The organism is Asticcacaulis sp. AND118 (genome assembly GCF_020535245.1).
Classification (GTDB): Bacteria; Pseudomonadota; Alphaproteobacteria; order Caulobacterales; family Caulobacteraceae; genus Asticcacaulis.
This window is the reverse complement of record NZ_CP084910.1, coordinates 2,012,292-2,038,611: the sequence shown is the minus strand read 5'-3', so window position 1 is coordinate 2,038,611 and position 26,320 is coordinate 2,012,292. Positions and strand designations below refer to the sequence as shown.

At 63.5% G+C, this 26,320-nt stretch carries 28 protein-coding genes; 24 read left to right on the top strand and 4 right to left on the bottom strand.

Annotated elements, in window-relative coordinates; genetic code table 11:
• Positions 1–143 precede the first annotated feature (143 nt).
• The 5 genes from mreC to LH365_RS09835 are packed head-to-tail and all read left to right on the top strand — an operon-like array spanning position 144 to position 5,588.
• Positions 144–1,232, top strand: a complete 1,089-nt coding sequence (mreC, locus tag LH365_RS09855) for a rod shape-determining protein MreC (RefSeq protein ID WP_226743470.1) — start codon at positions 144–146, stop codon at positions 1,230–1,232.
• Positions 1,233–1,235: 3 nt separating this feature from the next.
• A complete protein-coding gene (locus LH365_RS09850) occupies positions 1,236–1,859 on the top strand; it encodes a hypothetical protein (protein WP_226743469.1) in 624 nt (207 codons plus the stop codon).
• Positions 1,856–3,838: a penicillin-binding protein 2 gene (mrdA, locus tag LH365_RS09845; RefSeq protein ID WP_226743468.1), complete on the top strand. Its 1,983-nt coding sequence runs from the start codon at positions 1,856–1,858 to the stop codon at positions 3,836–3,838. The genes LH365_RS09850 and mrdA overlap by 4 nt, the downstream gene beginning before the upstream one ends.
• A gap of 11 nt (positions 3,839–3,849) precedes the next feature.
• Positions 3,850–5,013, top strand: a complete 1,164-nt coding sequence (gene rodA, locus LH365_RS09840) for a rod shape-determining protein RodA (protein ID WP_226743467.1) — start codon at positions 3,850–3,852, stop codon at positions 5,011–5,013.
• 35 nt (positions 5,014–5,048) lie between these two features.
• Positions 5,049–5,588, top strand: coding sequence for a hypothetical protein (locus tag LH365_RS09835; RefSeq protein WP_226743466.1), 540 nt, complete (start codon positions 5,049–5,051; stop codon positions 5,586–5,588).
• A gap of 32 nt (positions 5,589–5,620) precedes the next feature.
• Here the strand turns inward: LH365_RS09835 and LH365_RS09830 are convergent, their stop codons facing one another.
• Both LH365_RS09830 and ggt read right to left on the bottom strand, forming a co-directional pair.
• Entirely contained in the window at positions 5,621–6,331 is a 711-nt protein-coding gene (locus LH365_RS09830) for an NAD-dependent deacylase (protein ID WP_226743465.1), read from the bottom strand.
• The gene (gene ggt / locus LH365_RS09825; RefSeq protein WP_226743464.1) at positions 6,328–8,025 is read right to left on the bottom strand and encodes a gamma-glutamyltransferase; all 1,698 of its coding nucleotides are present in this window, start codon (positions 8,023–8,025) and stop codon (positions 6,328–6,330) included. Before ggt ends, LH365_RS09830 begins: the two co-directional genes overlap by 4 nt.
• A 231-nt stretch (positions 8,026–8,256) precedes the next feature.
• Between ggt and LH365_RS09820 the strand changes: the two genes are divergently transcribed.
• From LH365_RS09820 to LH365_RS09760, 13 genes are all read left to right on the top strand, one after another.
• Positions 8,257–8,859: an outer membrane protein gene (locus LH365_RS09820; RefSeq protein WP_226743463.1), complete on the top strand. Its 603-nt coding sequence runs from the start codon at positions 8,257–8,259 to the stop codon at positions 8,857–8,859.
• A 104-nt stretch (positions 8,860–8,963) separates the two neighbouring features.
• Positions 8,964–9,593 (top strand): CDP-diacylglycerol--glycerol-3-phosphate 3-phosphatidyltransferase, encoded by a 630-nt coding sequence (pgsA, locus tag LH365_RS09815; protein WP_226743462.1) that lies wholly within the window; start codon positions 8,964–8,966, stop codon positions 9,591–9,593.
• 414 nt (positions 9,594–10,007) lie between these two features.
• Positions 10,008–10,667 carry a flagellar basal body-associated FliL family protein gene (locus LH365_RS09810; RefSeq protein ID WP_226743461.1) on the top strand — a complete coding sequence of 220 codons (660 nt, stop codon included), beginning with the start codon at positions 10,008–10,010 and terminating at the stop codon, positions 10,665–10,667.
• Positions 10,668–10,715: 48 nt separating this feature from the next.
• Entirely contained in the window at positions 10,716–11,897 is a 1,182-nt protein-coding gene (gene fliM, locus LH365_RS09805) for a flagellar motor switch protein FliM (protein WP_226743460.1), read from the top strand.
• A gap of 10 nt (positions 11,898–11,907) precedes the next feature.
• Complete coding sequence (locus LH365_RS09800; RefSeq protein ID WP_226743459.1) at positions 11,908–12,855, top strand: DUF6468 domain-containing protein; 948 nt, start codon at positions 11,908–11,910, stop codon at positions 12,853–12,855.
• Between the two features lie 17 nt (positions 12,856–12,872).
• Positions 12,873–13,706: a MotE family protein gene (locus LH365_RS09795; RefSeq protein WP_226743458.1), complete on the top strand. Its 834-nt coding sequence runs from the start codon at positions 12,873–12,875 to the stop codon at positions 13,704–13,706.
• A 289-nt stretch (positions 13,707–13,995) separates the two neighbouring features.
• Positions 13,996–17,037 (top strand): lipopolysaccharide assembly protein LapB, encoded by a 3,042-nt coding sequence (locus LH365_RS09790; protein ID WP_226743457.1) that lies wholly within the window; start codon positions 13,996–13,998, stop codon positions 17,035–17,037.
• Positions 17,037–17,516, top strand: coding sequence for an HPP family protein (locus tag LH365_RS09785; protein ID WP_226743456.1), 480 nt, complete (start codon positions 17,037–17,039; stop codon positions 17,514–17,516). The genes LH365_RS09790 and LH365_RS09785 overlap by 1 nt, the downstream gene beginning before the upstream one ends.
• Before the next feature lie 378 nt (positions 17,517–17,894).
• Positions 17,895–18,773 carry an SPFH domain-containing protein gene (locus LH365_RS09780; protein WP_226743455.1) on the top strand — a complete coding sequence of 293 codons (879 nt, stop codon included), beginning with the start codon at positions 17,895–17,897 and terminating at the stop codon, positions 18,771–18,773.
• A 78-nt stretch (positions 18,774–18,851) separates the two neighbouring features.
• The gene (locus LH365_RS09775; protein WP_226743454.1) at positions 18,852–19,766 is read left to right on the top strand and encodes a hypothetical protein; all 915 of its coding nucleotides are present in this window, start codon (positions 18,852–18,854) and stop codon (positions 19,764–19,766) included.
• A gap of 52 nt (positions 19,767–19,818) precedes the next feature.
• Positions 19,819–20,802 (top strand): nucleoside hydrolase, encoded by a 984-nt coding sequence (locus tag LH365_RS09770; RefSeq protein ID WP_226743453.1) that lies wholly within the window; start codon positions 19,819–19,821, stop codon positions 20,800–20,802.
• A 51-nt stretch (positions 20,803–20,853) separates the two neighbouring features.
• A complete protein-coding gene (locus LH365_RS09765; RefSeq protein ID WP_226743452.1) occupies positions 20,854–21,114 on the top strand; it encodes a type II toxin-antitoxin system ParD family antitoxin in 261 nt (86 codons plus the stop codon).
• Positions 21,111–21,395, top strand: a complete 285-nt coding sequence (locus tag LH365_RS09760; protein WP_226743451.1) for a type II toxin-antitoxin system RelE/ParE family toxin — start codon at positions 21,111–21,113, stop codon at positions 21,393–21,395. The genes LH365_RS09765 and LH365_RS09760 overlap by 4 nt, the downstream gene beginning before the upstream one ends.
• Here the strand turns inward: LH365_RS09760 and fliP are convergent.
• Together fliP and LH365_RS09750 are read right to left on the bottom strand one after the other, a co-directional pair.
• Positions 21,392–22,102 carry a flagellar type III secretion system pore protein FliP gene (fliP, locus tag LH365_RS09755; protein ID WP_226745472.1) on the bottom strand — a complete coding sequence of 237 codons (711 nt, stop codon included), beginning with the start codon at positions 22,100–22,102 and terminating at the stop codon, positions 21,392–21,394. The genes LH365_RS09760 and fliP overlap by 4 nt on opposite strands.
• A gap of 95 nt (positions 22,103–22,197) precedes the next feature.
• A complete protein-coding gene (locus tag LH365_RS09750; RefSeq protein ID WP_226743450.1) occupies positions 22,198–22,518 on the bottom strand; it encodes a flagellar biosynthetic protein FliO in 321 nt (106 codons plus the stop codon).
• A 126-nt stretch (positions 22,519–22,644) separates the two neighbouring features.
• Here LH365_RS09750 and flgB point away from each other — a divergent pair, with 126 nt between their 5' ends.
• From flgB to flhB, 6 genes are all read left to right on the top strand, one after another.
• The gene (gene flgB, locus LH365_RS09745) at positions 22,645–23,058 is read left to right on the top strand and encodes a flagellar basal body rod protein FlgB (protein WP_226743449.1); all 414 of its coding nucleotides are present in this window, start codon (positions 22,645–22,647) and stop codon (positions 23,056–23,058) included.
• A gap of 16 nt (positions 23,059–23,074) precedes the next feature.
• Positions 23,075–23,497, top strand: a complete 423-nt coding sequence (flgC, locus tag LH365_RS09740; protein WP_226743448.1) for a flagellar basal body rod protein FlgC — start codon at positions 23,075–23,077, stop codon at positions 23,495–23,497.
• An 87-nt stretch (positions 23,498–23,584) separates the two neighbouring features.
• Positions 23,585–23,893 carry a flagellar hook-basal body complex protein FliE gene (locus LH365_RS09735; protein ID WP_226743447.1) on the top strand — a complete coding sequence of 103 codons (309 nt, stop codon included), beginning with the start codon at positions 23,585–23,587 and terminating at the stop codon, positions 23,891–23,893.
• A 203-nt stretch (positions 23,894–24,096) separates the two neighbouring features.
• The gene (gene fliQ, locus LH365_RS09730) at positions 24,097–24,360 is read left to right on the top strand and encodes a flagellar biosynthesis protein FliQ (protein WP_107870319.1); all 264 of its coding nucleotides are present in this window, start codon (positions 24,097–24,099) and stop codon (positions 24,358–24,360) included.
• A gap of 42 nt (positions 24,361–24,402) precedes the next feature.
• Positions 24,403–25,209 (top strand): flagellar biosynthetic protein FliR, encoded by an 807-nt coding sequence (gene fliR / locus LH365_RS09725; RefSeq protein ID WP_226743446.1) that lies wholly within the window; start codon positions 24,403–24,405, stop codon positions 25,207–25,209.
• Positions 25,210–26,277 carry a flagellar biosynthesis protein FlhB gene (flhB, locus tag LH365_RS09720; RefSeq protein WP_226743445.1) on the top strand — a complete coding sequence of 356 codons (1,068 nt, stop codon included), beginning with the start codon at positions 25,210–25,212 and terminating at the stop codon, positions 26,275–26,277.
• The last annotated feature ends 43 nt before the right edge of the window (positions 26,278–26,320 follow it).

Below are 26,320 nucleotides of genomic sequence, written 5' to 3'. Positions count from 1 at the left end.
AAGATGGGCTTCTGAGGCGGAGGCGGCGCATTGGCCTTGTCTTTGTCATCAGATCGACCAGAATCTCCTTGATACTTCCGGAATGAAACCTGCAGTATCAGTCCTCTGAGTGAGGGTCCGGGCGGACCCGGAGGGAAGTCGGCGTGTCATACGGGGATAACCAGCCTTTTCAGCACCTGAAGCTGCCCATTACCTGGGGGGTAATGGTCGTCGTCGCCGCCATCTGCGTGGTCGGCGCCTTGATGTTTCTGGGCGATCGTCGCGGCGGTCTGGACGCCGCCTCCTACGGCAACCGCGCCGGCTTCGACCGCGCGGCGGCCAAGGGCAATAATCTCCTGACCGGTCCGGCCCACTTCGTCAGCGACCGCACCAACGGCATCGAGGACTATTTTTTCGCCGTCAGCGAGAACCGCGTCCTCAAGCAGAAGATCGTCGAACTGGAAAAGTACCGCGACGCCTATCGTCAGGCGAAGGAGCTTAACCGCCGCTACGAGGTGCTGCTCAACCTGCGCACCGAGCCGGAGGTCGAAAGCGTCACGGCGCGTTCGGTTTCGGTGTCGCGCGGGCCGTTCAACAATAACCGCCTGATCGACGCCGGCGTGACCAAGGGGCTGGCTTTCGGCAATCCGGTGATCAACGAGCACGGGCTGGTCGGCCGCGTGGTCGGCGTCAGTCCCGATGTCAGCCGCATCCTGATGGTCACCGACGTCGTCAGCCGCGTGCCGGTTATGGTGACGCGCACCGACGCCCGCGCCATGATGGTCGGCGACGGCGGCGGCTTCCCGCGTCTGGAGTTCGTGCGCGGCGGCCCGGACGTGCTGAAAAAAGGCGATCAGATCCTGACCTCCGGCGACGGCGGCATCTTCCCGCGCGGCCTGCCGGTGGGCGAAGCGCGCCGCGGCGTCGACGGCGTCTGGCGCGTCGACCTCTACACCAATCGCGGTCCCATCGATCTGGTCAAGGTGCTGAAGTTCCAGGATTTCACCCACTTCCCGCGCGCCGACGAGGTGCTGCGTTCGCCGCTGGCGACCGAGGTCCTGCCGCCGCCGACCCCGACGGCGCCGACGGCCGCTACCTCCGCGTCGGTCTCATCGCAAAGCGCAACCTCGGCCAGCGCGACCACCGCTGCCGCGCCCCGTCCGCGCCCCACACCCGTCCCGGCCGCCCCCCGTCCGCAAACGACCCCGGCCGCCGAAGCGCCGGCCTCCGCCGCCAGCGCCAGCGGAGGCTAGGCCATGCTGGCTCCGCAACGCCGACCTCGATCTTCGTCCACGCGCAGCATGACGCCGTCGGCCAGTCGCCGTGCGCGCCTGTACAAGGCCCTCTTTGAAAACCGCACGCCGCGCCGTGGCGCCGGCGGCACGGTCGGGCCTCAGGACTGGCTGCTCTATCCGGCGCTTCTGGCCGTACTGGCGACGCTGGTTCTGGCTACCGATCTGCCGCTGCCGTTCGGCCTCGACCTGCCGGAGCCGGTGTGGCCGGTAGCGCTCGCCTTTGCGTGGCCGCTGATCCGCCCCAGCTTCATCGCCCCCTTCCTGCTGGCGGTGATGGGCCTGTTCCTCGATTATTTCTGGGGCGCGCCGCTCGGCTTCTACGTCATCTGCCTGATGGCGGTGCACGCCGTGACGCTGGTCATCCGCAGCTATATTGTGGGGCAGGACACCTGGGTGGTCATCGGGGCCTACAGTCTGGCGGTGCTGCTGTTCTTCACGCTGGGGGTGGTGCTGACCACGCTCGATTCCGGCGTCGTACCGCGCCTGATCAGCGTCTTCGAGCAGATGTTCGTCACCTGGTGTCTGGTGGTCTTCGTGCTGATCCTGCTCGATCGCTTCCTCAACAGCGATGTGAGGTTCAATTGAGCGAACCCTCCATCTTCTTCGAGGACGTCAACGAGAAGCAGGGGACGTTCCATCGCCGCGTCTTCCTGCTGGGCGGGGTGACGGCGCTGGGCATCTTCGCGCTGGGCGGGCAACTGGCGCTGCTGCAGATCGTACAGGGCGGCAAGTACAAGCGCCTTTCGGCGGCCAACCAGTTCAATTTTCGCGTCGTGCCGCCGCCGCGCGGCAAGATTCTCGACCGCAACGGCAATGTCATCGCCGGCAATCGCCCGTCCTTCCGCGTGCTGATCATCCGCAACGAAATCGACGACCTCGATGCGACGCTGGACCAGATCTCCTACGTCCTGCCGCAGGTGCAGGACAATCGCCGCCGCATCGTGCGCGACATCAACCAGTCGCAGCGCTTCGTGCCGACCGTCGTGGCCGCCGACCTGACCTGGGAAGAGTTTTCGCGCGTCAACCTGTTTGCCGCCGAAATCCCCGGCGTGCAGGCGGTGATGGACGAAATCCGCGTCTATCACTACGGGGGTGCCTTTTCGCACGTCGTCGGCTATGTCTCGAAGATCTCGGAAAAGGACCTAAAAGCCGAAGGCGAAAACCCCGATCCGCTGCTGCTGCATCCGGGCTTCCGCATCGGCAAGCAGGGCGTGGAAAAGGCCTTCGACAAACAGTTGCGCGGCGTGGCCGGGGCGCAGAAGATCGAGGTCAATGCGCGCGGCAATATCGTCGCCGAAGACCCCGACGGCACGCGTCCGTCGACGCCGGGCGAGGACATCACCCTGACGCTCGACGCCGAGGTGCAGGCCCGCGCGCTGGAGGTCTTCGAGCAGGATTCGGGCAGCGCCGTACTGATCAACATCCATACGGGCGAAATCCTGTGCATGGTGTCGGCGCCGTCCTTCGACCCCAACCTCTTCGTGTCGGGCATTTCGTCCAAGGCCTACAAGCTGCTGAACGAATATGAGCGCACGCCGTTGCTGGATAAGGCGATCGGCTCGACCTTCGCGCCGGGCTCGACCTTCAAGATGGCCACGGCCCTGTCCTTCCTCGACAGGGGCATCGATCCGGCGCAGCGCGTGGTCTGCCGCGGGTCTTACCGCTTCGGCAATCGCACCTTCCGCTGCCACGGCGTGCATGGTTCGGTCGATATGCGTCAGGCGCTGAAATATTCGTGCGACACCTATTTCTACCACTTCTGCAACGACGCGGGCGTCGACCGCATCTCGGCCACGGCGCACAAGCTGGGGCTGGGCGAGGTCTTCGATCTGGAGATCAGCGGACAGAAAAAGGGACTGGTGCCGAATACGCAGTGGAAGCGCGAATATTACGACGGCAGTTCGCGCTGGCGGCCCAAGGACCCGCAGTGGCATCCGGGCGAAACCCTGTCGGTGGCCATCGGGCAGGGGGCGACCACGGTCTCGGCCCTGCAACTGGCCGTCTATGTGGCGCGTATCGCCAACGGCCAGAAGGCGGTCACTCCGCACCTGATCAAGAAGATCGGCGCCGTCGACACCGATGTCGATTTCAAGCCGCTGGGCATTCCGGCCGAGCACGTCAAGATCGTGCGCGACGGCATGGAGATGGTGTCGAACGACGCCGACGGCACGGCCTTTCGTAACTCGCAGCTCAATCTGGGCGACATGAAGATGGCCGGCAAGACTGGCACGGCGCAGGTCATCAATTACGACCGCGCCGGGACGCGCAAGGCGACGCAGTGGAAGAACAAGGATCACGGCCTGTTTGTCTGCTATGCGCCTGTCGATAGTCCCAAATACGCCATGGCGGTCATCGTCCAGCACGGCATCGCCGGCGGCCGCTTCGCCGCGCCCAAGGCGCGCGAGATCATGAAGGTGGCGCTGCTGAAGGACCCTGAGCTTCAGGCCCGCATCGTCGCCCCGCCGCCGCCCGAACCGGTCGAAGCCGCCGAAAACGCGCCGCCCGAGGCCGAAAGCTCGGAAGTCGCGCCGGGCAGCGACGAATACATCCCCCCCATTCCGTAGGACCACAAGGCATGGCCGAAAGCGCAATGACCCGGCGGGGCGAACGCGAACGCTACGACATCAAGCTGCTTCAGGTCGACTGGGGTTTCGCCCTGGTTCTGACCCTGATCGCCGGCATCGGCGCGCTGGTCCTCTATTCGGTGGGCGGTATGTCGTGGGAGCCGTGGGCCTATAACCACGCCTTCCGTTTCGGCCTGTGTTTCGTCTTCATGATCGCGCTGGCGCTGGTCGACCTGCGCTGGTGGATGCTGCTGGCCTATCCGGCCTATGGCATATCCCTGTTGCTGCTGGTGGCGGTCGAACTGTTCGGTGACGTGCGCATGGGGGCCCAGCGCTGGCTGGAGATCGGTTCCTTCTCCATGCAGCCTTCGGAATTCATGAAGCTGTCGATCGTGATGGCGCTGGCGCGCTGGTATCACGAGGCGGGAACCCGGGATGCGGTCCTGTCGTGGAAGCTGCTGATCCCCTTCACCATGATCATGGCCCCGGTGCTGCTGGTGGCGCACCAGCCCGATCTGGGGACGGCCATGCTGATCCTGATGACGGGCATAGCCGTGATGATCGTTGCCGGGCTCGACTGGCGCGTCATCGGCGCGGCGGCGCTAAGCGGGGCCGTGGCCGTGCCCTTTTTCGTCCTGTTCGTCATGCACGACTATCAGCGCAAGCGGGTGCTGACCTTCCTCAATCCGGAAGCCGATCCGTCGGGCGACGGCTATCACATCCTGCAATCGAAGATCGCCATCGGATCCGGGGGGCTTCTGGGTAAGGGGCTGGGGCTGGGCTCGCAGTCGCAGCTCAGCTTCCTGCCCGAAAAGCACACCGACTTCATTCTGGCGGCGGTAGGCGAGGAGTTGGGCTTTCTGGGGGCGTTCACGGTTTTTGCCCTCTATGCGCTGGCGGTGTTCATGGCGCTGCGCATCGCGTCCCTGTCGCATTCGCACTTCGGGCGGCTGGCCGCGGCGGGCGTCACGGCGACCTTTGCGTTGTACGTGCTGATCAACGGCGCGATGGTCATGGGTCTTGCCCCGGTGGTCGGCGTGCCGCAGCCGCTCCTGTCCTACGGCGGCTCGGTCATGACCACGGTGATGATCGGCTTCGGTCTGGTCATGGGGGTCAAGGTGCACCGCTATCAGGAACTGCCGCGCACCCAGTCCTTCCTGTCGCATTTCGAGTAGAGCGTTTCTAAAAAACGCGAGAGAAAAAAGACGCTATGGAATTTGAGGAACTGATCGAACTGGCGCGCGACTCCTATGTGGGGCAATTCGCGCACTTCGCCGACGTGCAGGCCAAGGCCCATCCCGGCGGTGTGACCGAGGTCAAGCTGGAGGTTTCGGCCGAGGCGGGGCTTTACCGTTCGCTCTATTGCGCCGACTATATGACCGGCCCGGTCGAAGAGGACGCGCCGCAGATCGTCGAGCTGTCGCCGGACGAAGAGGTGGCTTTTGACCCGATCGTAGTGACGCTCAACGAACTGGAGATGACGGTCGAGGCGCTCGACTGGCACGAGATGAACCTGTCTCTGACCGGCGCGCCGGAGACGCTTCAGGGCATTGAGGCGTGGTTCGAGACGTGGTTCGATCCGGAAGACAATAATGTCGATCTCGACTCGCGCTTTTCGGGGCATATCCATTCGCTGCTGATCGATGCCGGCCATCTGCATATCGATTTCGGCACGGCCCCGGTGCAGGCCCTGATCGACCTTTTGATCCTGATCGAGATGAACGGCTGCACGGCGGTGCGGGTGTTTTAACAACGTCCTTCCCCACAAGCGGGGAGACGGGATTAAGGCAACAGGCTCGCGACATAGGCCGGGACGACTTCGGTGGCGGGGCCGTAGATGTGTTCGCTGAACAGGTTCTGGCCCATCGACGGCTCTAGGTTCAGCTCCACCGTATGCGCCCCGGCGCGGGTAGCTTCCTGCACGAAACCGGCCGCCGGATAGACATTGCCCGACGTGCCGATGGACAGGAACAGGCCGCACCCCGACAGGGCGTCGTAGATGCGCGCCATCTGAAACGGCATCTCTCCGAACCACACGATGTCCGGACGCAGGCCCAGCGCACCGAAGGGCGAGGGCGTGTCGATCTGAATATCGCCGGCCCAGTCGCAGCTTTTCTCCGTCTCGACGCAGCGCGCCCGCAGCAGTTCGCCGTGCATGTGGATCAGGCCGAAGCCACGTTTCGGCGCGATGCCCCGATGCGCCCGGTCGTGCAGGTCGTCGACATTCTGCGTCACCAGCAGCACGTCGCCGTCATATTCTGCCGACAGCCTTGCCAGAGCGTGATGCGCGGCATTGGGTGCGACCTCTTTCAACTGTGCCCGGCGCTGATTGTAGAAGTCGTGGACCCGCACCGGATTGGCCTCGAAGCCTTCCGGTGTGGCGACGGCTTCGACGCGGTGCCCGCACCATAGCCCGTCCGATGCCCGGAAGGTCGGCACGCCCGATTCCGCCGAAATACCCGCGCCGGTAAGGATCACAATAGAGGGTTTCATTGGCCCGTCAGCACCACGCCTTCGCGGCGGGGGTCGGCCCCGCCGTCGATGCCGCCATTGCGGAACATCACGCCGTGCAGGCCGGAGTTTTCGCCCTGCACCTCCTGAATCGTATAGCCCATGGCCTTCAACCCTTGCAGGATATCCGGCTTCAGCCCGGCCTCGATGCGGATGGCGGCGGGGGTCGCCACGACGTTGGGCAGGGCCACGGCGTCCTTCACGCTGAGGTTCCAGTCGAGCATCCCCACCAGCGCCTTGAGATTATAGGACAGGATGGACGAGCCGCCGGGCGAACCGACCATGCCGATCAGGTGTTTGTCCTTATCGAAGATCAGCACCGGGGCCATGGAGGAGCGCGGGCGCTTGCCGCCTTCGACGGCATTGGCGACCTTGCGGCCGTCCTTCACGGGGGTGAAGGAGAAGTCGGTAAGCTGATTATTGATGAAAAAGCCGCCGACCATGCGCCCGGTGCCGAAGATGCTCTCGACCGTCGTCGTCATGGACAGGCCGTTGCCGTAGCGGTCGCGGATGACGAAGTGGGTGGTGCCGGCGACCTCGTGCGTTTCGTCCTTCGCCCAGGCCACGGCGGTGGGCGGCGTACCATAGGTCGGGGCGGGGGCCGCCTTGCCGATGGTAATGGTGGCGACGCGCGATTTGACATAGGCCGGATCGCGCAGCCCCCTGACCGGCACGCTGACGAAGTCGGTGTCGGCGAGGTACTGATCGCGGTCGGCATACATCAGGCGCTCGGCCTCGATGAGCACCTGCCAGCCGCGCGCGTCATCGACGCCATATTCGCTCATCGGGAAGGCCTCGACGATCTTCAACGCCTGCAACAGCGATACGGCGGACGAGGGCGGCTCCGGCACGCAGATAATATAGACGCGATAGGTGTCGCAGACCGGTTCGCCCGCCTTGGGGAAGTACATCTTGAAATCGTCCGCTTGCAGGTCCCCGGGCAGGGGCCCTTCGTGCGTCTTGGCGATAATGGCGTCGACCAGCGGGCCTTCGCGGAAGATCACCGCGCCCTTGTCGGCTAGCGTGCGCAGGGTTTCAGCATAGGCCGGGTTTTTCAACAGGTCGCCGGTCTTTTTGAACCCGCCTTGGCCATCGCCGAAATAGGTCTGCACGTCCGGCGTCCGGCTCTGCGGGAAGCGCGCGCTGGCCAGATAGTTGCCCAGTCGCGGCGAGATGACGAAACCGTCCTCGGCCAGCTTTTCCGGCGTGTGGAACAGGTCTTTCCACGCCAGCCTGCCATGTTGCGCATGAGCCATGTCGAGCATCAGCACGGCGCCCGGCACGCCGGTGGCGCGGCCCGAGACGACGGCTTCGCCGAAGGGCAGGGGCGTGCCGTCGGGCTTGAGGAACAGGTTGCCGTCGGCGGATTTCGGTGCGGTTTCGCGGCCATTATAGGCCGTGGCCTTGCCCGTCGCATGGTCGTAATAGACCATGAAGGCCCCGCCGCCGAGGCCGGAGCTTTGCGGCTCGACCAGCGACAGGGTGGCCTGAACGGCGATGGCGGCGTCGACCGCCGTACCGCCGCGCGCCAGTATCTCCATCCCCGCCTTCGCCGCCAGAGGGTTGGCGGCGACCACGACCGGCGTGAAACGCTCATCCGGTGCGGAGGCGACAGTGGCGCAGCCGGTCAGGCTCAAGGCCAGAACAGCGCTAAGGAGCAGGCGGCGTGACAGCATGGGGGAGGCTTCCGCAGGAAATGAAACACACTATGCAGGAATTATAGGAAGGCGACGCCGTGAGGGCTAGAGCGCAATCCGATAAAGTGGGCACCACTTTTCGGAAAAAATGCGCAGACACACCAAGCCGCTCAGACTGTGTCCTTGAGGTTCAGGCAGGGGCGCGCTCATCGAATCCTTATGGAGATAGCCTTATGCGGCTGTTCTGACAATTTTCCTGAAGGATTTCCGATGAAAACGCTGTTTTTCTCCGCCGCTGCGCTGACCGCTTTCGCCGCCGCGCCCGCATTGGCGCAATCTGATTTTTCTGGTCCCTACATCGCCGGCCAGGGCGGGTACGCCAAGACTGAGCTGGAGGTGACCTATAACAACGGCACGACCCGCCAGACGGCCTCCGACGACACCGGCAACGGCGCGGCGGGCGTCATCCTGGGCTTCAATGGACAGAGCAACACTACGGTCTTCGGCGTCGAAGCCGACCTCAACTGGAACAACGCCAACGACCGCTACGACATCATGGGCGAAGCGGTCGAAACCGGCATCGACTATTCCGGCGCGCTGCGCGCCCGTCTGGGCTTCGTGTCGGGCAATACGCTGTTCTATGGCGCGGCGGGCGTTGCGGGCACCCGCGCCTATGTCGAATATGACGGCGAAAAGGGAACCGAGACCGTCGCCGGCTGGACGGCGGGCATCGGCGCCGACCACGCCTTCAGCGACCGCGTCTTCGGCCGCGTCGAATACCGCTATACCGACTTTGGCGATGTCGAGGATGACGGCGTGAAGGCCGAACTGACGCAGCAGTCCGTGTGGCTGGGCCTGGGCATGAAGTTCTAAATCCGATGCGTGAATGGATGGCAGGCGCAAACGCCTGCCATTTTCGCTTTGAGATTTTAGGCCAGAAGTGCCAAACAGGGCGCGAGCGACGAAGGAAGTGCCCGATGACCAACGAACAAGTCAATCCGATCCCCAATATCCTGACCGCCACGCGGCTGGTGCTTGGTATCGCCATGTTCGTGCTGATGGCCATTTCGGCGGACGCCATCCCCATGGTGTCGGTGATGCCGGACATGATCTTCGGGCTTCAGCGCTGGGCCTTCTATCTGTTCGTGCTGGCGGCGGCGACCGACTATTTCGACGGCTATCTGGCGCGCAAGCTGAATGCCGTGTCGATATGGGGCTCCATCCTCGATCCCATCGCCGACAAGATTCTGGTCTGCGGCACGCTGCTGGGTCTGTTCGCCATGCACACCGGCGACCCGATCTTCGTCCTGCCGGGCGCCATCATCCTTTTCCGTGAATTTGCCGTGTCGTCCTTGCGGGAAGCCACTGCCGGGCGCAGCCTGTCCCTGCCGGTGACCCTGTTGTCGAAGTGGAAGACCGTGATCCAGATGGTGTCGCTCGGGGCCCTGCTCATCACCGAAAGCTGGGCCGCCTTCGGTCTCGAAAAGCTCCTGCCCCTCTGGTACGACCCGTTCTTCACCGCTGCCTATATCGCCCTCTGGCTGGCGGCGCTGGCCTCCATCTGGACCGGCATAACCTACTTCATCCAAACCCGTCGCCAGTTGTAAAAGGGGTTTTCTCCGGCGATCTGGTGCGTCGGTGTCGCTAGGCTGTATTCATATACAGCCGTCGCTAACCTCCTGCCATCTCATCCGGATTAAACCCTTTTACGCAGTGATGTGTGCGGCTCGGCGATCTGGTGCGTCGGTGTCGCTAGGCTGTATTCATATACAGCCGTCGCTAACCTCCTGCCATCTCATCCGGATTAACCCTTTTACGCAGCGATGTGCGCGGCTCGGCGATCTGGGGCGTCGGCGTCGCTTCCCCGTATTCATATCCAAATTGAGGGCTCCGCGCCGTGTGACTCTTCGTTTTCGCTTCTTCGGCGAAAAAGTTAACGCGCTAACCGTAATTCCAAACGCTTCGTTAACCATGTTTTGAGAGGCTGAGGGCCTGTTTGGATTTAGGGTGTCAGGCGGGTAATGGCCAAGAAAGAAAAACCCAAGAAGGAAGAGGCGCCGCCGGTAGACGGTGCCGAGGGCGCCGAAGGCGAAGCGCCCAAGAAAAAAGGCTTGCCGATCATGCTGATCGCCATTGCCGGCGGCGCGGTGGTGCTGCTGGGCGGGGGCGGCGCGGCGGCCTATTTTCTGTTCCTCAAGCCCAAGCCCGCAGCCGAAGCCGGCGCGCACGGCGAAGAGGCGAAGGGCGGCCACGGCGAGGAAAAGAAAAAGGACGACGGCCATGGCAAGAAGAAGGAAGAGAAGGGTGGCGGTCACGGCGGTGGCGGCGAGAAGGTCGATCCCAAGACCCAGCCGGTCATCGCCGAAGGGCCTGACGGCATTACCTATTTCACCCTTCCCGACACGCTGGCCAATATCCAGACCACGGACGGCAAATCGACCTATCTCAAGCTCAAGCTGACCTTCGAAGTGGCCGACCACGAAACGGTCGAACTACTCAATGAGAGCCTGCCGCGCATCGACGACGTGCTGCAGGGCTTTTTGCGCGAACTGCGCCCGGAGGACGTGACCGGCTCTCAGGGCAGCTATCAACTCAGGCTTGAGATTCTGCGCCGGGTGAATCTGGTGCTGGCCCCCAATAAGATCAACGCCGTGCTGATTGAAGAGATGCTGATCACCTGAATCAGGGTATTCGGCCTGTTTGAAACGATGCGTGGGAAGTAGGAGTTCATGGCGGAAGTCGATCAGGAAGCCTTGATGGCCCAATGGGAGGCCGAGCTGGCCGCCGAGGCCGAAGCGGCGACCGGCGGCGGTGGTGGGGGCGGCGGTGGCGGTGATGACGGCGCCGGCGACCTGGCCGCCGAATGGGAAGCCATGGTCGGCGGCGGTGGCGGCGATTCGCGCATGGCCTCGCCCACCGGGGCCGAACGCATCCTCAATCAGGACGAAATCGACAGCCTGCTGGGCTTCGACCTCAGCGACGACGACTATAACGAGCGTTCGGGCATCCGGGCGATCATCAACTCGGCCATGGTGTCCTACGAACGCCTGCCGATGCTCGAAATCGTCTTCGACCGCCTCGTGCGTCTGATGACGACATCCTTGCGTAACTTCACCTCGGACAACGTCGAAGTGTCGCTCGACAATATCTCGTCGATCCGCTTCGGCGACTATCTGAACTCGATCCCGCTGCCGGCCATCCTGGCGGTGTTCCGCGCCGAGGAACTGGACAATTACGGCCTTCTGACCGTCGATTCCAACCTGATCTATTCCATCGTGGACGTGCTTCTGGGCGGGCGTCGCGGCACGGCGGCGCTGCGTATCGAAGGCCGTCCCTACACCACGATCGAGCGCGTGCTGGTGCAGCGCATGGTCGAGGTCATCCTGCACGACGCCAAGATGGCTTTCGAGCCGCTGACGCCGGTCAATTTCAATCTCGACCGTCTTGAGACCAATCCGCGCTTCGCCGCCATCGCGCGCCCGGCCAATGCGGCGATTCTGGTCAAGCTGCGCATCGACATGGAAGACCGCGGCGGGCGCGTCGAACTGCTCCTGCCCTACGCCACGCTGGAACCGATCCGCAAGATGCTGCTGCAGCAGTTCATGGGCGAGAAGTTCGGCCGCGACAACATCTGGGAAAGCCATCTGGCCACCGAACTGTGGACGACTCAGATGGAAGTGCGCGCCGTGCTCGACGAACAGCAGATGCCGCTGTCGGAGGTCTTGAACTTGAAGGTCGGTGAGACCATCGTGTTGAACGCCACGGCTGATTCTCCCGTCCAGCTCCGATGCGGCACCATTCCGCTGACGAACGGCAAGATGGGACGAAAAGGCCATAATATCGCTGTCCGCGTGGATCACCCGCTGGCGGCCTCCACCAAGCGCCGCTTGACGCAGATCAGGAAGAAGTAGCCCGCTCACCATGCCCGCCGCCGCCGGACTGATCATGGACATGGTCCTCATGGGCCTGCTGCTGGTGGCCCTGTGGTACGGCATGCGCCTCAATGCGCGCCTGAAGGCCCTGCGCAACGGCCAGGAAAGCTTCATCAAAGCCGTGGCCGAACTGGATCAGGCGGCGATCAAGGCGCACGCGTCGCTGCGCGAACTGCACACCAATGCCGACGAGTCGCAGGAACTGCTGCACGGGCGGATTCTGGCGGCGCGCGACCTGTTGTCGAAGCTGGAAACCCAGATCAACCGCGCCGAACGCGCCCGCCGCGAGCTTGAGGACGTGCCCGTTGCACCGGTGTCCGGTTTTGCGGAACCTGAGCCGCAAGCCGAACCGCCATTGCAGGTCGCCCGTCAGGCCCAGCGCGAAAACTGGGCCGGGGCGCGCGGAGCCGAAGGACGTCAGACCTATGCAGGGCGAGGCCGTCCGGCTTTTGAGGACACCGATGATCAGGACGATGCGGCGGATGATTTCGATCTGCCTTTGTCGGGGCGTCTGCGCGATATGAATGATCGTCTGTCGAAACGCGCCGTGGACCGGGACCCGCCCCGTGAAGCGTCGATCGAACAGGAGGCGGTCAGCGCCCTTGGTCTGGAAGCGATTAACGAAATGTTGAGGGCGTTCGCCGATCCTGAGGACATCCCGCAAAACCGTGCCGCCCGCCGCGTCCCTGACGCCGATCGCGCGCCGGTACGGGAAGACGGCCGCAGAAGCGCGCCGGAAAGACAAGCCGAACCACGCGCCGCCCGACCGGACACCCTGAAGCTGTCTCGCACGCGACTGCCGTCGGCCCTTGATGACGAACTGTTCGATGGCGACCGGACGCGTGAGACATTCGACGAAAGGCCGGATGCAACGCCAAGGCCTGAGACCGAGCCTGATCCTAAACCCGCGCGCCCGTTGTTCCGGCGCCTGCGCTGACCCGAGTATAGATTAAAATGGCCAATAACCTCCGCCTCCTGCCGCTGATCGCCGTCGCCGTCGGCGGCGTCATCGCCGTCCGCGCCGTGGGCTCGATCGAGGCCATGCCCGAATTCCTCAAGAGCGCCACCGCCTGGGCCGAAGCGCCCGCCAAGGATGCGAAAACCCCCGCCAAAGGCAAGGCGGCGGAAAAGACCGATTCGCCCGATGACGACACCACGTCAGATGCCGCCGACGCCGCAGCCGCCTCGGCGGCGGGCGACAGCGAAGCCCTGTCCATCCTCGACGCCGCCCAGCCTGCCGCGGCGACCGCCAAGGCCGCCCCCGTCTGCGCCACCTCGGTCGACGATCTGGCCAAACAGGCCGGCATGTCGCCGTCGGAACTGCGCGTCATCCAGAGCCTGGCCCAGCGCCGCGCCGAGCTGGACGCCCGCGAAAAGCAGATGGCGACCCAAGAACAACTGATCGCCGCCGCCGAAGCCAAGCTCGACGGGCGCATCAAGCAACTGGGCGACCTCAAGACCCAGGTGCAGAGCCTCCTCGATCAGGCCAGCAAGACCGGCGACGAAGACGTGGCTCGCATGGTTAAGGTCTACGAATCGATGAAGCCCAAGGACGCCGCCAAGGTCATGGAGACGCTGAAAGACGATGTGCGCCTGCCCATCGCGTCGAAGATGAAGGAGCGCAATCTGGCCGCCATGCTGGCCCAGATGCAGCCCGACAAGGCGCGCGACCTGACCGAAAAACTGGCCCAGCGCATGAAGAAGGCGGACGATCTGCAAAACCGCCTCGACAAGGTCAACACGGCGGCAGCCCCGGCCACGCCCGCCGCCCCGGCGGTCAAGAAGTAAAAGAGCCTTCCGGCGGGCAGGGGCGCGGCCCCTGCACCCGGTAGTTTGGCACATATTATACCTCCCCAGTTTACTGGGGAGGGGGACCGCACGAGCCGCAGGCGAGATGTGGTGGTGGGGGTTCTTCCAGTGCGACCGTTGATAACTGTGTCGGCTACCTGTCATGGTTTCAAGCGCTTTGCGCGGTTTCCCTTCTGACAGGCCGGGGGTGGATGACGCAAAAAATCAACCTTCGTTACTTCGCTATTAACCGTGCCTTAAGCCCAATCAGGGCAAGGATTCGAGCGTCATGACGCGCCCACCTCACGACCTGTCACGGCTCAAAGCCGCGCTGAATGCGGATACGCAGTTGCGTTATCCGTCGCGCGAGGTCGCGTCCGCAGGGTTTTCCGTGCGCAGCATCCGCTTCGCCGCCGCCGCCGTGGCCCTGTCGGGGCTGGGCGCCGCCGGACTGGCCGTGTCCGCGCCGGTGGCGAATCAGGTCGCCGCCGCGCTGGCCTCCAAAGGCGAAATCGACCTGCGCGTCGGGCGCAATGGCGGCATCAGCCGCGTCGAACTCTATGGTTCCATCGGTTCGCGCGCCTCGGTGCGCAGCGACAACGGGCAGGTCGTTATCCGCTTGCCGGGGCAAAAGACGCCCGACATCGGCGATTTTCGCGTCAATCCGCCCACCGGGGTCAAGTCGGTCGATCTGCGCCGCGATGCGCGCGCCAGCGAAATCGTCCTGACACTGGCCGACGGGGCCAAGGCGCGCTTCGGCCGTTCGGACGGCGCGGTCTTCGTGCAGATCGACAGCAAGGACGATCACAGCGAAGTGGCTCAGGTCATCAGGGCCGTCACCGCCGAAGACCGCAAGGACGGCGCGCTTGCGCCCGCGCCTGCCGCCGAAGCGCCCGCCAAGGCCGCGGTTCCGCTCGTCGCCCTGAAACAGGTGCGCGTAGAGGACGGCGTCCAGCTCGATTTTCCCTTCCCCGAAGTGACCGGCGCGGCGGTGTTCCGGCGCGGCGAGGCCGTGTGGATGGTTTTCGACCGTGAGGTGGATTTTCGTCTGCCCGCCGGTCTCAAGGACGGGACTATCGTCACCGAGGCCAACTGGGTCAAGAACGACGGCTTCACCGCCCTGCGGCTGGTCGCGCCCTCGGCCACCGGCCTGTCGGTCGATACGCAGGGGGCGACCTGGCGCATTCGCGTCGGCGGGCGGGCGTTGACGGGCGAGACCAGCGAGGTCGCGGTCAAGCGCGACGATACGACGGGCTCGCCGACCCTGACCCTGAATCTGGCCGGGGCCAAGCGCGTGGCGTGGATACGCGACCCCATGGTCGGCGACCGCATCGCTGTCATCCCGGCGCCCGGCCCGGCCAAGGCCGTGCGCGACGACCGTTCGACGCTTCAGGCCTCCATCGGCGCGACGGCGCAGGGGGTGATGGTCGAGCGCATGACGCCGGACATCCTCGTCACCGTCGAAGGCGACCGCGTGGCGGTGACGCGCCCCGGCGGCCTGCTGTTGTCCTCGAACGGCGAGGGCGTGCAAAAGCCTGACCGCGCCGGTTTCAAGGCCGCTCTGTTCCCGACCTTGCCGGACCCGGCCTGGAGCCAGACGCCGGAGGAGGGCTTCCTCAAGACCTATAACCGCCTGCAGGAGGCCGCCGCCGAAGAGCAGGGGCTGGGGGCCGAAGGGCCCTACGCCGCGCGTCTCGATCTGGCGCGCTTTCTGGTGGGGCAGGGGATGAATTTCGAAGGGCAGGGCGTGCTCGACCTTTTGACCCGTAACAATCCGCGCAGCCTCGGCGATCCGCAGGTGCGGGGCTTGCGGGTGGTGGCCAAGGTGATGGCCGGACGCCTGTCCGACGCACAGGCCGATCTCGATTCGACGGCCCTGCAGAACGATCCGGCGGCCAATCTCTGGCGCGGTTACATCGCCGAACGCGGCCGCCATTTCGAGGATGCGCGCAAGGCTTTTGCTGATGGCGTTTCGGCGATGGAAGGCTTCCCGCCGGCGTGGCGCACGCGCTTTGCCACGGCCAATGCCCGCGCGGCGCTGGCGCTGGGCGACACCAAGAGCGCGTGGGATCTGATCGTTTACGCCACGGGTCAGGACGTGCCGCCGCTCGACCGGCTGGAGGCGCAACTGGTGCAGGCCGAAATTATCGAGGCGCAGGGCGACAAGGGCCGCGCCTACCGCGTCTACGCCGCCATTTCCAAGGCCACCGCCGACCGCATCAACACCCCGGCGCAACTGCGTGCGGCACGGCTCAGGCTCGAACTGGGCGAGGCCAAGGCCGACGAGACGATCCAGTTGATGAATGCGCTGCGCTTCCGCTGGCGCGGCGACGATACCGAACTGGAAACCATCCGCACCATGGGCGACATCTACCTCAATCAGGGCCGCTATCGCGAAGCCCTTGAGGTGTTGCGCGGCGCGGGCACGTCCTTCTTCAACCGTCCCGATGCGGTGCTGATCAATCAGAAGCTTACCGCCGCCTTCCGCAGCCTGTTCCTCGACGGCATGGCCGACGGCCTGCAGCCGGTCGAGGCGCTGGGCCTGTTCTACGATTTTCAGGAACTGACGCCGGTAGGGGCCGACGGCGACGCCATGGTGCGGCGTCTGGCGCGGCGTCTGGTCGAGGTCGATCTGCTGTCTCAGGCCGCCGACCTGCTGCAATATCAGGTCGATAACCGCCTGCAGGGCGTGGCCAAGGCGCAGGTCGCCGCCGATCTGGCCGCCATCCAGTTGATGAACCGGCAGCCGGAAAAGGCGTTGCAGGCCCTGTGGAAGACGCGCAACACCCTGCTGCCCAAGCCGGTCCTGACCGAGCGCCGGGTGCTGGAGGCGCGCGCGCTCAACGAACTGAACCGCCCGGATCACGCGCTGGAGGTGCTGGGCAACGACATGTCGCCCGAAGCGCTGGACGTGCGCGCCGACATCCTGTGGCGGCAGAAGGACTGGGCCAGGGCCGGGGCGCTGCTGGAGCGCCGTCTGGGTGAGCGCTGGAAGACGGATGGCGCTTTGCCTCTGGCCGACGAGGCCAATCTGATCCGCGCCGGGGTGGCCTACAGCCTCGCCGACGATCAGAAAGCGCTCGACCGTCTGTCGCAACGCTTCGGCAAGTTCGCCGACACGGCGCAGAACGGCGACGCCGTGCGGGTGGCGCTGGCCGGCATGGACAACGGGCCGCTGCGCGCTTCGGATTTTGCCACCGCTGCCGCCCGGACCGACAGCTTCACCGCCTGGGTTGCTGCCATGAAGCAGAAGTTCCGCACTCAGAACACGCCGCCTGCGCCCGCCGCTCCGGGGCAGCAGCCCGCTCAGCCGACCGCGAAAACGGCGTGATGTCTTCTGGTTTGGGGCGGCTGCTGATCATAGCGCTGCTGGCCGGGGCAGGGGCCGCGCTCTGCGTCGGCGCGCTGGAATTCGCCGCGCTCATCAGCCACCGGCCGTTCTGGCAACTGCCGTTCATCACCTCTATCGCTCTGATCATGGGCGCGCCGTCCTCCGATTCGGCCCAACCCAGGGCGCTGATCGGCGGGCATGTGGTGTCGGCACTGGCCGGGTACGCGGTATTATGGCTGTGCGGATCGGGAGAATGGGCCGCAGCCTTGAGCGTCGGTCTGGCCGTGGTTCTTATGCTGCGGCTAAAGGTGTTTCACCCGCCGGCGGCGGTGGATGCGTTTCTGGTGGTCAAGCAGGGGTTGGGGCTCGACTTCCTGTTCACTGTGGTGCTGATCGGGGCGGTGCTGCTGGTGGCCTTCGCCCTTGTCTGGCACCGCCTAAGTGACTGGCTGATCGCTCGCTTCCCCATAAAAGTCTGATCGCATCACATTCCCGTTATCGCTGTCCGGATTCGCTTTATGGCGATCCTGTGGCCATGTAATATGTCGACATTCTCCGGATCATCGGAGTTTAGACGAACCTGAAGGACCACGATCGCCAAACGAAAAAGCATTGCCGCTCTGAACAGATGCGCGGCCCCTGAATGAAGACGGAAACGCTCGATTTGACTAATCTTGCCCCTTCGTCCGCTAGTCGAAATCTCGGCCAAGCCCATATTTGCTTTACTTGCGATCAAGCCCCCGAAACCAAGACGATGCACACCCTTTTCAGGGCGCGTATCCCTTTGTCTTTCATCTTCCTGTCACTCTCAGAAAGGACGGATCGCGCGGGCGGAAACCCGTGCGCCGAAGAAACCCATGACTCTCAATTCGATACCGAACCCGAAACTGTCCGGCAAATGGAAGGTCTATGCGCCCCTCGGCGCATTGGCTCTGCTGGCGCTGTTCGGTCTGGCCTCGTGCGGTCAGACGATCCAGCCCGGCAATGTCGGGGTGAAGATCCGCACGCTGGGGCCGCAGGCCGGCGTGGACAAGACGCCGATCCCGTCGGGCTGGCACCTCAATCTGGTGGGTGAGCGCATCGTCGAATTTCCGGTGATCCAGCGCACCTACACCTACACCCGCGAGAAGGACGAGCGCGGGCCGGAGAACGAAGAAATCAACTTCTCGGACAACAACGCCCTGCCCATGACGGCCGATGTGCAACTGGTCATGCGCATCGATCCGGCCAAGGCGCCGGCGCTGTATACGCGCTATCGCCTGAGCTTCGATCAGTTGTTCGAAGGTCCGATCCGCAACGACGTGCGCTCGGCCATCGCGGCGGAAACCGAACTGGTCAGCGTCGAGTTCCTCTATCGCGGCGGCCGCCAGCAGGTGATCCAGAAGGCGCTCAACCGCGTCAATCGTAAATGGGAAGCGCAGGGCGTCAATATCAGCCAGCTCGACTGGATCGGCACCATCCGCTACCCGCAGGTGATCCTCGACTCGATCCAGGCCAAGACCAAGGCCGATGCCGACGCCTCCGCGGCTCAGGCGCAGGTCGCCGTGGCCAAGGCGCAGGCCGACGCCAGGATCGAAGAGGCCCGCGGTCAGGCCGAGGCCAACCGCCTGATCGCTCAGTCGATCGCCGCCAGCCCCGGCGTGGTGCAGCTTCGCGCCATCGAAAAGTGGGATGGCAAGATGCCTCAGGTGACGGGTTCGGCCACGCCGTTCATCGACCTGAAGAAGGTGGACTGACGATACGGCGAGAGGAGGGGCCTTGCGCCCTTCCTCTTTTACGATAGGTTTGACATCTCAATTCGAGAGGGGGACATCATGAAACTGTCTATCGACTTTGCCTTTGACGGCATTGAAATCATTCGCAAACATCCGCTGGCCGTCGCCTTGTGGGGCGTGGTCCTCGTGGTGATTGGCTTCGCAACCAGCGTCCTGACCGTGCTTGTGGCGGGGCCGGCCATCGCGCGTTTGCAGGGCATGGAGCAATCGCCGCCGGACGATCCGATGGCGGTGTTCGGATCGCTGGGGGAACTGGCGCCGGTGTGGCTGATCAGCTTCATCGTCGGCATGCTGGCTTCGGCCATCATCCAGTGCGCGGTATTCCGCAGCCAGTTGCAGCCCGAAGCCAGGGGGCTGGGCTTCATGCGGCTGGGCGGGGCGGAAATCCGTCAGGTGTTCGTCACCATACTGTGGGCGCTGGCTTTCCTGCTCTTCTACATCCTGTTCATCATCGTGTTCGGTATTATCATCGCCGTGATCAACGGCGTCCTGCAGGGTGGTTTTATTGGCGGTCTGATCAGCTTTGTTCTGATCGTCGTGGCCTTTATCGCCTTTCTCTACGTGCTGGGCCGCTGGTCGCTGGTGATGGCGCAAAGCTATGCCGAGCAGAAGATCGATATTTTCGGCAGCCTCAAGCTGACCAAGGGCAAGGGCTGGGTTCTGCTGGGCGGTTATCTGCTGCTGGGTCTGGTGATCTGCGCCATCATGTTCGTCATCTACGGGGTGCTGCTGGTGCTGACGATCGGGACGGGCTCGGATATCCTGTCGGCCATGCGGCAGATGAGCCAGCCCGATATGGGGTCGCTTGAAATTCTGCTGACGCCGCTGTTTATTTTCCAGACGGTGCTCAGCGGCTTTTTGAACGCCGGCTTCTACGCCATGGTCAATGGCGCGGCCCTGTCGGCCTATCGTACGTTGAGCGACAAGGGCACGAAGTCGGTCGAGGTGTTCTAAACCTTGCGGCGCGCGGCGGCCGGGCATAGGCTCAGGTAAAATGGAGCTTCTCATGTTCGACCGCCGCACCCTGCTTCTATCGTCCCTGGCCCTGTCGGTAACGGGGCCAGTGCTCGCTCAGGGCCGCAAGCCCGTGCCGGTGATCTTTCACACCGATATCGGCGGAGATGTGGATGACACTTTCGCGCTGCTCTACCTGCTGCGGCGGCCGGAACTGGACCTGAAGCTGGTGGCGACCGATGCCGGCAGCCCGGACTACAAGGCGCGTCTGACGGGTAAGCTTCTGACCCTGGCGAAGCGTACCGACGTCGCCATCGCCATGGGCCGCCCCAAGGGTGAAGAGACCGGCGCGCAATCCGACTGGTTGGGCGACTACAGGCTTGACGACTATCCCGGCGTGGTCCGCAGGGACGCGGCTCAGGCCATGATCGACACGGTGATGACCTCGCCGGAACCCGTGACCATCCTCAGCGTCGGCCCGGCCACCGAACTGGCCGAGGCGCTGAAACGCGAGCCGCAACTGGCGAAGAAGGCGCGCTTTATCGGCATGTTTGGCTCGGTGCGCATCGGTTATAAGGGCGTCGCCCCGGCGGATGCCGAATACAACGTCAAGATCGATCCGGCGGCGCTGCGCACCATTTTCGAAGCCGACTGGATCAGTTGCGCGATCACGCCGCTCGATACCTGCGGGCTGGTGACGCTGGACGGTCCGGACTGGCGGAAACTGTGGGACAGCCGCGATCCGTTCGCCGTGGCCTGCATTGAAAATTCCAAGGTGTGGCTGCCCAATGCGCCGTGGATGGCCAAGGACTTCGACTTGAGCAAACAAAGCTCGGTGCAGTTCGACGCGGTGGCCGTCGAGATGGCCTTCGACGAGTCGCGGCTGGTCATGGAAACCCTGCCGCTCAGCGTGACCGACGAGGGGATGACCCTCATCGATCCGGTCAAGGGCCGGCCTGTGCGCGTGGCGACGCAATGGAAGGACCTGGCCGGCTTCAAGCGCGAACTGGTCGAGGCGCTGACGCGCGCCGCTTGAGAGACGGGCGGGGCAGTGTTACTATCTGTTAGTAATAGATAGGAGCCTGCCATGCCGACATCCGTCGCTCTCAGCCCGCATTTCGAAGACTTCATTAAGGCGCAGATCGCCAGCGGTCGCTACAATAATGTCAGCGAAGTGGTGCGCGAAGGCCTGCGTCTGCTTGAGGACCGCGAACTGGAGAAGCAGCGGCGGCTGGATGAACTGCGCGCCGAAATCGTCAAGGGAATGGAGGGCCCGTTTATCCCGGCAGAACAGGTGTTTGCGGAGCTACGGCAGAAACTGACTGACAGGGCGCGAAATAAGGGATGATCGTCGCTTTTTCCGCCAAGGCCATCGCTGATTTGGAAGATATTGCCTTTTATATCGCCGAAGATAATGAAACTCGCGCTTTGAGCTTTACTGACGAGATAGAGAGAAAGTGTCTATCTCTTGCAAACCTATCCTATCGCGGGGCGATGCGTCCTAATCTTGGACAAAATATCCGCATATTGTCGCACGGGCGCTACAACATCTATTACCGCGTAGGCGATGAGGTCGAAATCCTTCGCATCCTGCACGGCGCGCGGCAGGTCGACGAGGGCGAGATCTAACTCCCCGCGCCCCCGGCCTTGGTGAAGCTTTCGACCAGCGACCCGCACACCAGCCGCCAGCCGTCGACCAGCACGAAGAAGATCAGCTTGAACGGCAGGGACACCACCACCGGCGGCAGCATCATCATGCCCATGCTCATCAGCACCGAGGCGACGACGAGGTCGATCACCAGAAACGGGATGAACAGCAAAAAGCCGATCAGAAACGCCGTCTTCAGCTCCGAGATCATGAAGGCCGGCGTGATCACCGTCACCGGCAAATCCATATTGTCGGCAGGTTTCTCGACCTTCGACAGGCGGATGAACAGGTTGAGATCGCCAGCATCGACCTGAGACAGCATAAAGGTCTTGACCGGCTCCGAGGCTGCGTCGAAGGCCTGCGGCATCTCCATTTCCTGATCCATCAGCGGGCGGATGCCGGCGTCGTAGGCCGCCTGATAGGTGGGGGCCATGACCACGGCCGACAGGAACATGGCCAGCGAGATCAGAACGGCATTGGGCGGGCTCTGCTGCAGGCCGAGGGCGGTTCTCAGCAGCGACAGCACCACCACGATGCGGATGAAGGAGGTGGTCATGATGACGATGGACGGTGCCAGCGACAGCACGGTCAGAAGGCCGAGCATCTGCACCACGCGCGCCGTCAGGGTGCCGCCCTGCCCCAGGTCGAGATTGATCGACTGCGCCAGCACGTCGCCGGGGAAGATCATCAGGGCGAAACCGATAATGCCGCCCAGCAGCGTCAGGGCGTAGTCGCGCTTGCGCATCGGCTTGCCGATCTGGCGGAAGATTTCGGGCAACTGCATCACAGCACCGGACGGTTGACGGTGGCGGGCGGCGCGGGTTGCGGCTTGGGCGCAGGCCGTTGCCGCGGCTCGATCAGTTCCTGTCCTTCGCCCAGCAGCAGAAGGCGCTCCTCGTCGTCGATACGCACCAGCACCAGCCGGCGCGCCGGGTCGAGCACCAGGGTCTCGACGACGTTCATGCGCCGCTCGCCGCGCTGAGCCTGAAAACGCGCCAGCAGTTGCGGCGCGTAACGACGCAGGCCATAAGCGAGGCCGAGCACCAGCCCCAGTACGATGGCCAGCGCGAAGGCCGCGCGCAATATACTCAGGAACACGTCCATCGGACTAACCCCTCCAGAACCTTACTCATGCCCCGAAAGCCTTAAAGGCTCATTAACCAAGGAGGGGGCATATTTTGCCTGCTGAGTTGAATAGGCTGAGTCGCATCGGATACGAAAGCGTCGCGCATGAGCACGGAAAATATCGGCCTCCTGGGGGCGCTGAAGGACAAGATGACCTGGCTGGGCCAGCGTCAGAAGCTGGTGGCGCAGAACGTCGCCAACGCCACGACTCCGGGCTTCAAGCCGCGCGATCTCAAGCGCATGGACTTCGAGGCGGTGATGAAGGGCCAGCAGGAACAGACCGGACTGGGGATGCGCCTGACCGAAGCCGGGCACATGAGCGCCGAAGGGACGGGCACATTCGCCCCTAAATCGATGATCGCGCCGGATTCGGAAACGACCATGGACGGCAATTCGGTCGTGCTGGAAGAGCAGATGCTCAAAATGGCCGAGAGCCGCATGCAGTACGAAGCGGCGCTGGGCTTCTATCAGAAGACGATGGGCCTGATCCGTATGGCGGGCAAGGCCCCGGGCCGTTAAGTAAAGGGAGTTTCATATGCCGGTTAACAAGACCACCGAAACCCATCCGACCCTTTCGGTTGCCGCCAGCGCGCTCCGGGCGCAGCAGGCGCGTATGCGCATCATCGCCGAAAACATCGCCAATGCCGACTCCACCGGTCAGACGCCGGGTGCGGACCCTTATCGCGCCCAGATTCCGGTCTTCGAAGCGGCCAAGATCGACGGCGCCATGGGCGTCAAGCTGGCGGCGGTCAGGCCGGACGACAGCCCGTTCGAGATCGAGTACGACCCCAGCCACCCGGCGGCGGATGCCCAGGGCAATGTCAAGAAGTCGAACGTCAAGAGCCTGATTCAGAGCATGGATATGCGTGACGCCCAACGCGCCTACGAGGCCAATCTGAACGTCATCGAAACGGCCCGCTCGATCGAGCAAAAGACCATTGACCTGCTGAGAAGGTAATCAGAACCTTTGGAAAGGTTCTGATCTTTTTTATTAGCGCGCTTTTTTATCCAAAAAGTGCGCCCCACTTTTTGGAAAGCGCTTTCGATGAACCCTTTACTCGTCGCCAAGGCCTACGGGGCCGTTCAAAAGCAGGTCTCTGGTCTCAATGACGAGGCCCAGCGCACCAACGATGTCGGTGCGGCCTTCTCCAAGGTGCTGAACGGCGCGATGGAGCAGACGATGAAGACGACCCAGAACGCCGAAGCGCAAATGGTCGCCCATTCGCAGGGCAAGGCCGATCTGATCGACGCGGTGACGGCGGTGTCCACCGCCGAAGCGTCGCTGGAAAGCGTCATCGCCATCCGCGATCAGGTGATCAGCGCCTATCAGGAAATCCTGCGCATGCCGATCTGAAAATCGTGGTCTTTGGCCGACTGGTGCGTCGGCGTCGCTTGCCCGTATCGATATACGGGCGGCGCTAGCCTTCTGCCATTCGACTCAAATCTCACGATTTTCACCAACTGCGCGTCGGGTTAATGCGTTGTTAACTGCATTCCCGGCAAAATCTGCCTATCGGATCGGTGGGGTCCGCAAGACAGTCAACCAAGGTAGCCTCCATGACCGGAACCGAAGTCCTCAGCGTCGGGCGCGACGCCATCTGGCTGACCATTCAGCTTTGCGCCCCGGTCCTGATCGTCGGCCTGATCGTAGGGGTCGTCATCGGCCTGTTTCAAGCCCTGACCCAGATTCAGGAGCAGACCCTGATCTATGCGCCCAAGATCATCGCCGTCTTCGTGACCCTGCTGCTGGTCCTGCCGCTGATGGGGGCGCTGCTGTCGGGTTTCATGAAGGAAATCGCCACCAAGATCGCGGGCATCTGAGCCCTATTGGGTCCGCCATCAGAATCGGGGCATTGACGGCCTATGATCCCCGTTACGCCATCGCCGGATTTTACGACGGAGGTGACCTCCTTCTTCGGTACTTCGCAGGTGGTGTTCACCGCGATGCTGATCTTCGTGCGCGTTGGGGCCGTCGCCATCCTCATTCCCGGCCTCGGCGATCAGGCGGTGCCGCCGCGCATGCGCCTGTCCTTCGCCTTCATGTTCACCCTGATGCTGGTGCCGGTGGTGCAGGGCCAGATGCCGGCCCTGCCGCCGAAGCTGGGGGCCATGGCCGGCCTGATCATCCATGAGGCGGTGATCGGCCTGATGCTGGGGATGCTGATGCGCACCTTTCTGGCGGCGCTGGCCATTGCGGGCGAGATCGTGTCGCTGCAAACCACCCTGTCCTTCGCCCAGACCGCCAATCCGGCGCAGGCGCAACCCTCAACCTCGGTCGGCACCTTTCTGGCCATGCTGGGGCTGGTCCTGATCTACGTCACCAACCTGCATCACCTGTTCATCGCCGGGATGCGCGATTCTTACTGGGTCTTTCCGCCGATGCGTCCGATCATGGTCGGCGACGCCACGCAACTGATGATCCGCACCGTGGGCGACACCTTCATGCTGGCGCTTCAGATGACGACGCCCGTGCTGGTCTTCGGCCTGATCATCAATATCGCCGCGGGTTTCATCGGCCGCATCATGCCGGCCTTCCCGATCTTCTTCGCCGTCACCCCGATAAGCGTTTTATTGGGGCTGGCCATCTTCGCCCTCAGTCTGGGCGCCACCGGCCTGGTCTTCATCGAACATTACGAGGAATTCCTGCGCCTCTTCGTGCGAGGGGTATAGGTGGCAGACGAAGGCGAAGACAAAACAGAAGAGGCCTCGGCCCGAAAACTCGACGAAGCCCGAAAAAAGGGCGACGTCGCCAAATCCGCCGATATTCCGCAGGCGCTGTCGCTGATCGCCGCCTGCGCGCTGGTCATGCTCTATGGCGACAAGATCGCCCTGTCGCTGGCCGAGACGCTCAGGGTCTTCGTGGCCGCGCCGCACCTGCTGCGCGATTCGATCATGGGCGACGGCGGGGTGACCATCGCCCATCACCTGATGATGCAGGTGCTGCCCATCATCGGCCTGATCCTGCTGGTCGCCGGGGCGGCGGGCGCCATCGGCACCCTGGCCCAGACCGGGCTGATGTTCTCGACCGAGAAGCTCAAGCCGGATTTCTCCAAGCTCAATCCCATGGCGGGTTTCAAACGCCTGTTCGGCGTCGACGCCCTGATCCAGTTCGCCAAGACCCTGATCAAGCTGATTGCCGTGGGCTTCATCTCGTGGCTGGTCCTCAAGGGGCGGGCGGTCGATGTGGCGGGCCTTGCCGGGGCGTCTCCGATGCTGGTCCTGCCCTACGCCAAGGAGGTCTTCTTCTCGCTGGCCGTGGCGGTGTGCCTGTTCATGGTGCTCGAAGGCGGGGCCGACTACTTCATCCAGAAGTTCCGCTTCGCCCAAAGAATGAAGATGTCGAAGACCGAACTGAAGGACGAATACAAGCAGACCGAAGGCGACCCGCATGTGAAGGGCCGCCTGAAACAGATCCGCATGGAGAAATCGCGTCAGCGCATGATGGCCAATGTCCCCAAGGCGACGGTGGTGGTCACCAACCCGACCCACTATGCCGTGGCGCTGCGCTATGACGACGACACGCCCGCGCCGACTTGTGTGGCCAAGGGGGTGGACGCCCTGGCCCTGAAAATCCGCGAAGTGGCGGGCGAGCACGATATCGCCATTGTCGAAGACCCGCCGCTGGCGCGCGCACTCTACGCCGCCATCGATGTCGATGAAATCATCCCCGAAGCCCATTTTCAGGCGGTGGCGAAGATCATCTCCTTCGTCATGGTGCGCAAGAAGCGCGGTTTTTAGCGAATTTCAGGCAGGATTCGCAAATTAGGTTAAAATCCAGCGA

Coding starts and splice junctions, on each gene's coding strand:
- LH365_RS09850 (WP_226743469.1), top strand. CDS start 1,236: ATGCTGGCTCCGCAACGCCGACCTCGATCTTCGTCCACGCGCAGCATG.
- rodA (WP_226743467.1), top strand. CDS start 3,850: ATGGCCGAAAGCGCAATGACCCGGCGGGGCGAACGCGAACGCTACGAC.
- LH365_RS09835 (WP_226743466.1), top strand. CDS start 5,049: ATGGAATTTGAGGAACTGATCGAACTGGCGCGCGACTCCTATGTGGGG.
- LH365_RS09830 (WP_226743465.1), bottom strand. CDS start 6,331: ATGAAACCCTCTATTGTGATCCTTACCGGCGCGGGTATTTCGGCGGAA.
- ggt (WP_226743464.1), bottom strand. CDS start 8,025: ATGCTGTCACGCCGCCTGCTCCTTAGCGCTGTTCTGGCCTTGAGCCTG.
- LH365_RS09820 (WP_226743463.1), top strand. CDS start 8,257: ATGAAAACGCTGTTTTTCTCCGCCGCTGCGCTGACCGCTTTCGCCGCC.
- pgsA (WP_226743462.1), top strand. CDS start 8,964: ATGACCAACGAACAAGTCAATCCGATCCCCAATATCCTGACCGCCACG.
- LH365_RS09810 (WP_226743461.1), top strand. CDS start 10,008: ATGGCCAAGAAAGAAAAACCCAAGAAGGAAGAGGCGCCGCCGGTAGAC.
- fliM (WP_226743460.1), top strand. CDS start 10,716: ATGGCGGAAGTCGATCAGGAAGCCTTGATGGCCCAATGGGAGGCCGAG.
- LH365_RS09800 (WP_226743459.1), top strand. CDS start 11,908: ATGCCCGCCGCCGCCGGACTGATCATGGACATGGTCCTCATGGGCCTG.
- LH365_RS09795 (WP_226743458.1), top strand. CDS start 12,873: ATGGCCAATAACCTCCGCCTCCTGCCGCTGATCGCCGTCGCCGTCGGC.
- LH365_RS09790 (WP_226743457.1), top strand. CDS start 13,996: ATGACGCGCCCACCTCACGACCTGTCACGGCTCAAAGCCGCGCTGAAT.
- LH365_RS09785 (WP_226743456.1), top strand. CDS start 17,037: ATGTCTTCTGGTTTGGGGCGGCTGCTGATCATAGCGCTGCTGGCCGGG.
- LH365_RS09780 (WP_226743455.1), top strand. CDS start 17,895: ATGACTCTCAATTCGATACCGAACCCGAAACTGTCCGGCAAATGGAAG.
- LH365_RS09775 (WP_226743454.1), top strand. CDS start 18,852: ATGAAACTGTCTATCGACTTTGCCTTTGACGGCATTGAAATCATTCGC.
- LH365_RS09770 (WP_226743453.1), top strand. CDS start 19,819: ATGTTCGACCGCCGCACCCTGCTTCTATCGTCCCTGGCCCTGTCGGTA.
- LH365_RS09765 (WP_226743452.1), top strand. CDS start 20,854: ATGCCGACATCCGTCGCTCTCAGCCCGCATTTCGAAGACTTCATTAAG.
- LH365_RS09760 (WP_226743451.1), top strand. CDS start 21,111: ATGATCGTCGCTTTTTCCGCCAAGGCCATCGCTGATTTGGAAGATATT.
- fliP (WP_226745472.1), bottom strand. CDS start 22,102: ATGATCTTCCCCGGCGACGTGCTGGCGCAGTCGATCAATCTCGACCTG.
- LH365_RS09750 (WP_226743450.1), bottom strand. CDS start 22,518: ATGGACGTGTTCCTGAGTATATTGCGCGCGGCCTTCGCGCTGGCCATC.
- flgB (WP_226743449.1), top strand. CDS start 22,645: ATGAGCACGGAAAATATCGGCCTCCTGGGGGCGCTGAAGGACAAGATG.
- flgC (WP_226743448.1), top strand. CDS start 23,075: ATGCCGGTTAACAAGACCACCGAAACCCATCCGACCCTTTCGGTTGCC.
- LH365_RS09735 (WP_226743447.1), top strand. CDS start 23,585: ATGAACCCTTTACTCGTCGCCAAGGCCTACGGGGCCGTTCAAAAGCAG.
- fliQ (WP_107870319.1), top strand. CDS start 24,097: ATGACCGGAACCGAAGTCCTCAGCGTCGGGCGCGACGCCATCTGGCTG.
- fliR (WP_226743446.1), top strand. CDS start 24,403: ATGATCCCCGTTACGCCATCGCCGGATTTTACGACGGAGGTGACCTCC.